Origin of the sequence: Kitasatospora sp. NPDC059160 (assembly GCF_042755465.1) — a bacterium.
In the GTDB taxonomy this organism is placed as follows: Bacteria; Actinomycetota; Actinomycetes; order Streptomycetales; family Streptomycetaceae; genus Kitasatospora.
This window is the reverse complement of sequence record NZ_JBHZCN010000014.1, coordinates 103039-110055: the sequence shown is the minus strand read 5'-3', so window position 1 is coordinate 110055 and position 7017 is coordinate 103039. Positions and strand designations below refer to the sequence as shown.

Annotated in this window: 7 protein-coding genes; 5 read left to right on the top strand and 2 right to left on the bottom strand. The window is 75.2% G+C overall.

The window, feature by feature from the left end; genetic code table 11:
• Nucleotides 1-175 precede the first annotated feature (175 nt).
• Both hemC and ACFXOZ_RS08840 read left to right on the top strand, forming a co-directional pair.
• Nucleotides 176-1111 (top strand): hydroxymethylbilane synthase, encoded by a 936-nt coding sequence (gene hemC / locus ACFXOZ_RS08845; RefSeq protein ID WP_380588686.1) that lies wholly within the window; start codon nucleotides 176-178, stop codon nucleotides 1109-1111.
• 182 nt (nucleotides 1112-1293) lie between these two features.
• Nucleotides 1294-3174 (top strand): serine/threonine protein kinase, encoded by a 1881-nt coding sequence (locus ACFXOZ_RS08840; RefSeq protein WP_380588683.1) that lies wholly within the window; start codon nucleotides 1294-1296, stop codon nucleotides 3172-3174.
• A 7-nt stretch (nucleotides 3175-3181) separates the two neighbouring features.
• Here ACFXOZ_RS08840 and ACFXOZ_RS08835 read toward each other — a convergent pair whose 3' ends face one another.
• Both ACFXOZ_RS08835 and ACFXOZ_RS08830 read right to left on the bottom strand, forming a co-directional pair.
• Nucleotides 3182-3718 carry a hypothetical protein gene (locus ACFXOZ_RS08835; protein WP_380588680.1) on the bottom strand — a complete coding sequence of 179 codons (537 nt, stop codon included), beginning with the start codon at nucleotides 3716-3718 and terminating at the stop codon, nucleotides 3182-3184.
• A 54-nt stretch (nucleotides 3719-3772) separates the two neighbouring features.
• Nucleotides 3773-4330: a helix-turn-helix domain-containing protein gene (locus tag ACFXOZ_RS08830; protein WP_380529668.1), complete on the bottom strand. Its 558-nt coding sequence runs from the start codon at nucleotides 4328-4330 to the stop codon at nucleotides 3773-3775.
• 57 nt (nucleotides 4331-4387) lie between these two features.
• On the opposite strand from ACFXOZ_RS08830, the gene def reads away from it, so the two are divergent.
• From def to ACFXOZ_RS08815, 3 genes are all read left to right on the top strand, one after another.
• On the top strand, nucleotides 4388-4978 hold the full coding sequence (gene def, locus ACFXOZ_RS08825) for a peptide deformylase (RefSeq protein ID WP_380588678.1): 591 nt from the start codon (nucleotides 4388-4390) through the stop codon (nucleotides 4976-4978).
• A complete protein-coding gene (locus ACFXOZ_RS08820; RefSeq protein WP_380588675.1) occupies nucleotides 4975-5652 on the top strand; it encodes a class I SAM-dependent methyltransferase in 678 nt (225 codons plus the stop codon). Before def ends, ACFXOZ_RS08820 begins: the two co-directional genes overlap by 4 nt.
• A gap of 148 nt (nucleotides 5653-5800) precedes the next feature.
• Entirely contained in the window at nucleotides 5801-7009 is a 1209-nt protein-coding gene (locus ACFXOZ_RS08815) for a serine hydrolase domain-containing protein (protein ID WP_380529663.1), read from the top strand.
• Nucleotides 7010-7017: the final 8 nt, after the last annotated feature.

Below are 7017 nucleotides of genomic sequence, written 5' to 3'. Positions count from 1 at the left end.
ACCGGGGGCCCCGGGGCGGGGGGGGGGGGGGGGGGGGGCGGGGGGGGGGGGGGGGGGGGGGGGGGCGGGGTGGTGCACCGCCCGGCCGCCCCGCCGTGGGCGGAACCGCCGCGCCGTTACGCCGAGTACGTGACGCGGTCACGGCCGTGGCCGTAGGGGCGCCTATCATCGCGCCATGGCCACCGCTGAGCTGATCCGCATCGTGTCCCGCTCCTCACCCATGGCACTCGCCCAGGTCGACCGGGTCCGCGCCGAACTCGCCGAGCTGCACCCGGGGTTGCGCACCGAGGTGGTGCCGGTCACCACCTCCGGCGACCGCTGGACCGGGGACCTCGCCGCCCTGGGCGGCAAGGGCGCGTTCACCAAGGAGGTGGACGCCGCGCTGCTCGCCGGGGAGGCCGACGTCGCCGTGCACTGCCTCAAGGACGTGCCCGCCGACCGCCCGCTGCCCGCCGGCACCGTCTTCGCCGCCTACCTGCGCCGCGACGACATCCGCGACGCACTCGTCCACCCCGGCGGCCTGACCCTGGCCCAACTCCCGCCCGGCGCCCGGATCGGCACCTCCTCCGTCCGCCGGATCGCCCAGCTCGCCGCCTCCCACCCGCACCTGGAGTGCGTGCCGATCCGCGGCAACGCCAACAGCCGGCTCGCCAAGCTGGCCGCCGGGGACGTCGACGCGCTGCTGCTCGCCGTCTCCGGGCTGGAGCGGATCGGCGAGCGGGCCAGGATCACCGAGGTCCTGCCGGTCGAGGAGATGTGCCCGCCGATCGGTGCCGGCATCCTCGTGCTGCAGTGCCGCGAGGACGACGCGGCGACCATCGAGGCCGTCACCGGGCTCGGCCACCACGACACCTGGCGCGAGGCGGCGGCCGAGCGGATGTTCCTGCACGTGCTGCAGGGCCACTGCAACAGCCCGATCTCCGGCTTCGCCAAGGCGGAGGCGGACGGCCGGCTCTCGCTGCGCGGCCGGGTCTTCACCCCCGACGGCAAGCGGGTGCTGGACGCCCACGAGTGGGCCGGCGCGCTCACCCCGGAGGACCTCGGCACCTCGGTCGCCCTCGCGCTCAAGCGGCAGGGGGCGCACGAGCTGATCTTCTCGATCCCGCACTGAGGCCCGTGCGGGCCGCTCCTCGCCCCGAGTGCCTTTCCTTCGGTTCTTTGCCTTCGTGATCTGGCCCCGCAGGCGTGCTGCTGAGATGATTCCCCGTGCGGGGAACGGCAACTGACATGTGCTCAACTGCCGTCGTCCCCGCGGAACGTGGAACGCGCACGCCGGGGGTGGACGTGGAGGCGTTGAGACCCACCGACCCGAGGACGGTCGGCGGCCGCTACCGGCTGCTGGCCCGGCTCGGCAGCGGTGGGATGGGGACCGTGTACCTGGGGCGCTCGCCCGGCGGGCGGCTCGTCGCGGTCAAGTGCGTGCACTGGGACCTCGCCACCGACCCCCACTTCCGGCTCCGCTTCACCCAGGAGATGGAGGCCGCCCGGCGGGTCGGCGGCTTCCACACCGCCCAGGTGGTCGACGCCGACCCGGACGGCGACCCGCCCTGGCTGGTCACCGCCTACATCCCCGGCCCGTCCCTGGAGTCGGCCGTCGCCGCCCACGGCCCGCTGCCCGAACCCGTCCTGCGGGTGCTCGGCGCCGGACTGGCCGAGGCCCTGGCGGCGATCCACGCGGTCGGACTCGTCCACCGCGACCTCAAGCCCTCCAACGTGCTGCTCAGCGACGACGGGCCGCGGGTCATCGACTTCGGCATCGCCCGCGCCCTCGACGGCGCCTCGATCACCCGCACCCAGACCGTCATCGGCACCCCCGGCTACATGGCGCCGGAACAGATCGCGGGCGAGCCGCTCAGCCCCGCCTGCGACCTGTTCAGCCTCGGCCGGGTGCTCTGCCACGCCGCCGGCAGCGCCCCGTACGGGCACGGCGGCAACCCGCAGGTGCTGCTCTACCGGATCATGCACACCGAGCCCGACCTCGGCGAGGTGCCCGAGGCGCTGCGCCCGCTGGTCGCCGCCTGCCTGGCCCGCCGCCCGGAGGACCGGCCCACCCCCGCCGAGCTGGTGGAGCGGCTCGGGCCGCCCGGGTACGAGGGGCCGACCGGCTCATGGCTGCCGGAGGCGCTGCGGGTGCGGCCCGCCGTCCCGGAGGCACCGCTGCTGGCGCCCGGCCCGGGCCCCGGGGTGGCGCCGCCCGGGCGGGTGCCGTCCACCCGGGTGCCGACCCTGCTGGGCGCGGACCCGTACGGCGCCGGTGGCTGGGTGCGCACCGAGCCCTCGGAGGCGGCGGCCCGGAGGCGCCGGGCGCGGCGGCTCCGGATCGTGCTGCCGAGCGCGCTGGTGCTGATCGCGGCCGCGGTGCTGGTGCCGGTCTACCTGCGGCACGAGGGCGGCGGCGGCACCGGGCTGGACAACGGCGGCTTCGTGGTCGCCAAGGACGACGGCGGTTCGCCGGACTGCGTGACCGGCGGGTCCTCCGGCGCGTCCGGTTCCGCCGGCGGTACGGGCGGTGACGCGAGCGCCTACCAGGGCCCGCCCGCGGCGGTGCCGAACGGCACCCCGCACGCCTCCGGCCTGCTCACCCCCGCCGACCGGGACACCCTGACGCTGGGCCGCTCGCTGACGCTCAGCTGGGACAAGGCCGGCGCGGTGACCAAGGTCTTCACCCGGCGCGGCAGCCTGCCCTGGCAAGCCTCCGGCTGGCTCACCTCCGCCGCCTGCACCTTCAAGCCCACCGAGGCGGGCGTCTACCAGTGGGCCGTGGTCGGCGCCAACGCCTCCAGCGGCAGCATCGGCAGCGGCTGGAGCGCCACCCGCTACCTCAACGTGCAGACCGACCAGGACCAGGCGGCCAACCCGGTCAAGTCCGCCCCTTCGGCCCCCATCCCGGTCTTCCCGAAGGACCAGCAGGTCGTCCCGGTGGGGAAGCCGGTCGAGTTCAGCTGGGCGAGCGCCGGCACCACCTCCACGGTGAACATCCTGACGCCGGGCGCCACCGACTGGGACCACCGGCCCTGGCAGACCGCGCTGAGCATCACGTACACGCCGAAGCTGCCCGGGGTGTACATCTGGACCGTCTTCACCTCGGGGCCGGGCGACTGCACCGGCGGGCCGGCCACCGGCGGGGGCTGCGTCAGCGGCGGGAGCGAGCAGCGCTACCTGGTCGTGCAGTGACGGCCGCTCAGGGCGCCGCCGCCCGGGCCCGGGCCACCCGCCGGACCACCGGCGCCAGCGCCAGCCCCACCGCCGCCCCCAGGACGACCCCCTGCACCCCGTCCCAGACGTTCTGCACGTCGCAGGCCCGCCCGATCGACGGCACCGCGTACTGCACCGCCGACACCGCGAACGGCAGCACCGCCGCGCCCAGCAGCGCCACCACCGCCCGCCGCCTGGTCCCGGCCAGGGCGGCGGCGAAGCCGACCGGGGCGTAGGTCGCCAGCTTGAGCTCGATGTGCCGCACGTGCATCAGCTCGTACGGCGAACGCGGCCGCGCGCCCTGGACGGTGCAGTGCCGCACGGCGTCCGCGGACAGCCGGAACGCCTCCGGCAGCAGCGTCGCCACCAGGACCCCGCCGAGCCCGAGCAGCAGCAGGAAGCCCACCACCCAATGGGCCCGCAGCAACCGCCCCACCGGCCGGTTCAGCAGCGCGGCCGGCACCAGCGAGAGCAGCAGTCCGGGCCAGAACATCGGCATCCCGCCGAGCACCGCACTGATCACGCCTCAAACGGACGCACCGAACGTCCGTCCGGTTCTGGTGCCGCGCCGGTGGCCTCAGTGCCCTTCCAGCAGGGGGAACAGCCGGGTGACGGCGGCGACCGGTCGGGCCCCGGCGGGGCGGGCGGCCGGGTCGGCCTCGCGGTCGCGGTAGCGGGCGAGGATCCGGCGCACCTCCGCGCCGACGGAGGCCAGTTCGGCCGGGGTGAGGTGGACGACGGCGCTGAACGCCTCGTCCCGCTGCCACTCGGCCGGGGCCTCGGAGCGCCGGGCCAGCCAGCGCCGGTGGCTCTCGTCCTCCAGGCCGCGGGCGAGTTCGCCGAACTCCTCCTCGCCCGGCTCCGGGCTCTGTTCCGATCCCCGCTCCGGGCTCTGCTCCGGTCGGGCCCGGGGGAGGCGCCAGGGTCGGGCCCGGCCGTCGAGGGCGGGCGCCTCCTCGATCAGCCCGTAGTGGGCGAGCCGGCGCAGGTGGAAGGAGCAGAGTCCGGAGCTCAGCCCCAGGTGTGCGGCGGCCTCGGTGGAGGTGAGGGTGCCGTGTTCGGCGAGGAGTGCCAACAGGGCGGTGCGCACCGCGTGTTCGGCGAGGGCCTCGGATCTGACGACGTCTTCGGTCACTTTGCAAAGTCTGCTACTTTGCAAAGCTGACAGCAAGTCCATCGAAGGGGAGCACCCGTGTCCGAGCTGCGCGAGCGTCCGACCGTCCTGAGGATCACCGAGATGGGGGAGGAGATCCTCCGCCGCACCTGCCGCACGGCGACCGAGCAGGACTTCGGCAGCGAGTGGCTGGCCCGGCTGGTCGACGACATGTTCGCCACCATGTACGTCGCCGACGGCTGCGGCCTCGCCGCCAACCAGGTGGACGTCGACCTCAGGCTGTTCGTCTACGACTGCACCGACGAGGACGGCGTGCGGCACGTCGGACACGTGCTCAACCCGGTGGTCGAGGCGCAGGAGCCCGGCCGCCGGCTGGTCGAGGACGTCGAAGGCTGCCTGTCCGTGCCCGGTGCCAACACCCAACTCGCCCGCCCCGCCCACGCGGTGGTGCGCGGAGTCGACCAGCACGGCGAACCCGTGGTGATCGAGGGCGCCGGCTACTTCGCCCGCTGCCTCCAGCACGAGACCGACCACCTGAACGGCGGCCTCTACCTCGACCGGCTCTCCGCCCGCGACCGCAAGCGGATGATGAAGCAGACCGCCGACCGCCGCGAGAAGGTCTTCGCCGAGCGCGCCGCCCGGGCCGCGAAGCCTGGTGCGGCGCGGTGAACCACCCTGCTCGCCCCGCCCACTCCGACCACTCCGACCACCCCGCTCACCTCGCCGCCGTCCGCGACTCCTACGACACCGTGGCCGCCGACTACCTGCGCCGCGTCGTGCCGCCGGAGGGCATGGACCCGCTCTCGCGCGCGATGCTCGCCGCCTTCGCGGAACTGGTCCGGGAGGCGGGCGGCTCCGAGGTCGCCGACCTCGGCTGCGGACCGGGGCGGGTGACGGCGTACCTGAACGGGCTGGGGCTCCGCGCCCACGGCGTCGACGTGTCGGGCGCGATGATCGCCCTCGCCCGCGGCGCGTACCCCCGACTGCGCTTCGCCGTCGGCTCGATGGCCGCCCTGGACGCCGCCGACGGCAGTCTCGGCGGCATCCTCGCCTGGTACTCCGTCCACCACACCCCGGAGGCCGAACTACCCGCGCTGCTCGCGGAGTTCCACCGGGTGCTGGCCCCCGGCGGGCACCTGCTGCTGGGCGGGCACACCGGCGACGAGGAGTCCCGGCCGAGCTCGGCGTACGGGCACCCGGTGACCTGGGCCTCCCACCTCGTCCCGGCCGACCGGCTGGTCGCGCTGCTCGCGGGAGCCGGGTTCACCGTCACCACCCGGCTGGAACAGGCCCGGCCGGAGCGCCCGGACCGGGGGTACGTCAGCCTGCTGGCGAGGGCGTGACCCGGGGCGCTCTCGGGGGTGCACCCCGACGGAAGATCAGGGGGCGGCGGCGGTCCGACCCTGATGATCGGGGCGCGGCGGGTCGGCAGACTCGTCGGTGAGCCGGACGCGCCGGCTCGCCGACGACCAGTCTGGAGCTGCAGAACCCGTGAACGCCTCCACACACCGCACCCGTTGGGCCGCCGTCGCCGCGGCCGGAACCCTGGCGGCCGTGCTGACGGTCGGGGCCGGTGCACCCGCCCTCGCCGCCCCGGCCGCTCCCGCCGCGGGCGCGGCCGGGGCCGGAACTCCGGCACCGCTGGACCGGGCGGCCGTCCGGGCGGCACTCGCCGGGCGGCCGGCCGCCGACGTCTCCGCCTCCTTCGTCCGCGTCACCGGCTCCACCGGCCGCTTCGAGGGCAGTTCGGCGGAGGACGGCATGGCGGTGGACCCGCACGGCAGGTTCCGGATCGGGTCGGTCTCCAAGGTCTTCACCACCACCGTCGTCCTCCAACTCGTCGCCGAGGGCCGGATCGACCTGGACGCCGACGTCCGGCGGTACCTGCCGGACTTCCCCTACCAGGGGGTCGAGGTCGGCCAGTTGCTCAACCACACCAGCGGGCTGCCGGACGGCTCCAACGCGCCCTGGGGCGACGGGACGACCACCTGGTTCGAGGCCCACCGGTTCGACTCCTTCACCCCCGAGCAGGTCCTCGCCACCATGCACGGCTACCCGCTGGGCTTCACGCCCGGCACCGAGCAGCAGTACAACGGCATGAACACCTTCGTCGCCGGGCTGGTCGTCCAGGAGGTCACCGGTCGCAGCTTCGCCGACGAGCTGAACGACCGGATCATCCGGCCGCTCGGCCTGCACGACACCGCCCTCCCGGACGCCGACGACCCCTCCCTGCGCCACCCCGCCACCCGCCCCTACCTGACCGTCCCCGACGCCGGCGGCGGCACCCACCGGGCGGACGTGACCGAGCAGAGCGCCTGGCCCTGGGTCGAGGGCGGCATGGTCTCCAGCGCCGACGACCTGGACCGCTTCATGACCGCCCTGTTCCGCGGGCGCCTCCTCCCCGCCGCCCAGCAGGAACTGCTCTTCACCGTCCCCGACGTCCCCGCCACCGCCCACAGCACCCACTGCCCCGGCGGCAAGGCCTGCATGAGCACGGGCCTGGAGCGCCTCCAGGCCCACGGCATCACCGCCTGGGGCAAGACCGGCTCCCGCCCCGGCTCCACCAGCGGGGTCTTCGCCACCCGCGACCTCTCCCGCAAGGTCGTCTACTCCGTCGACCCGACCTCCCTGAACGGCGCCGAGTCGACGTACGTCCTCGGCCTGGTGGCCACCTCCTTCGGCATCAGTTCCGTGTTCTGACGCCCCCG

Bases quoted from the DNA above. Each gene is read 5' to 3' on its own strand.
- hemC (WP_380588686.1), top strand. From the start codon at position 176: ATGGCCACCGCTGAGCTGATCCGCATCGTGTCCCGCTCCTCACCCATG.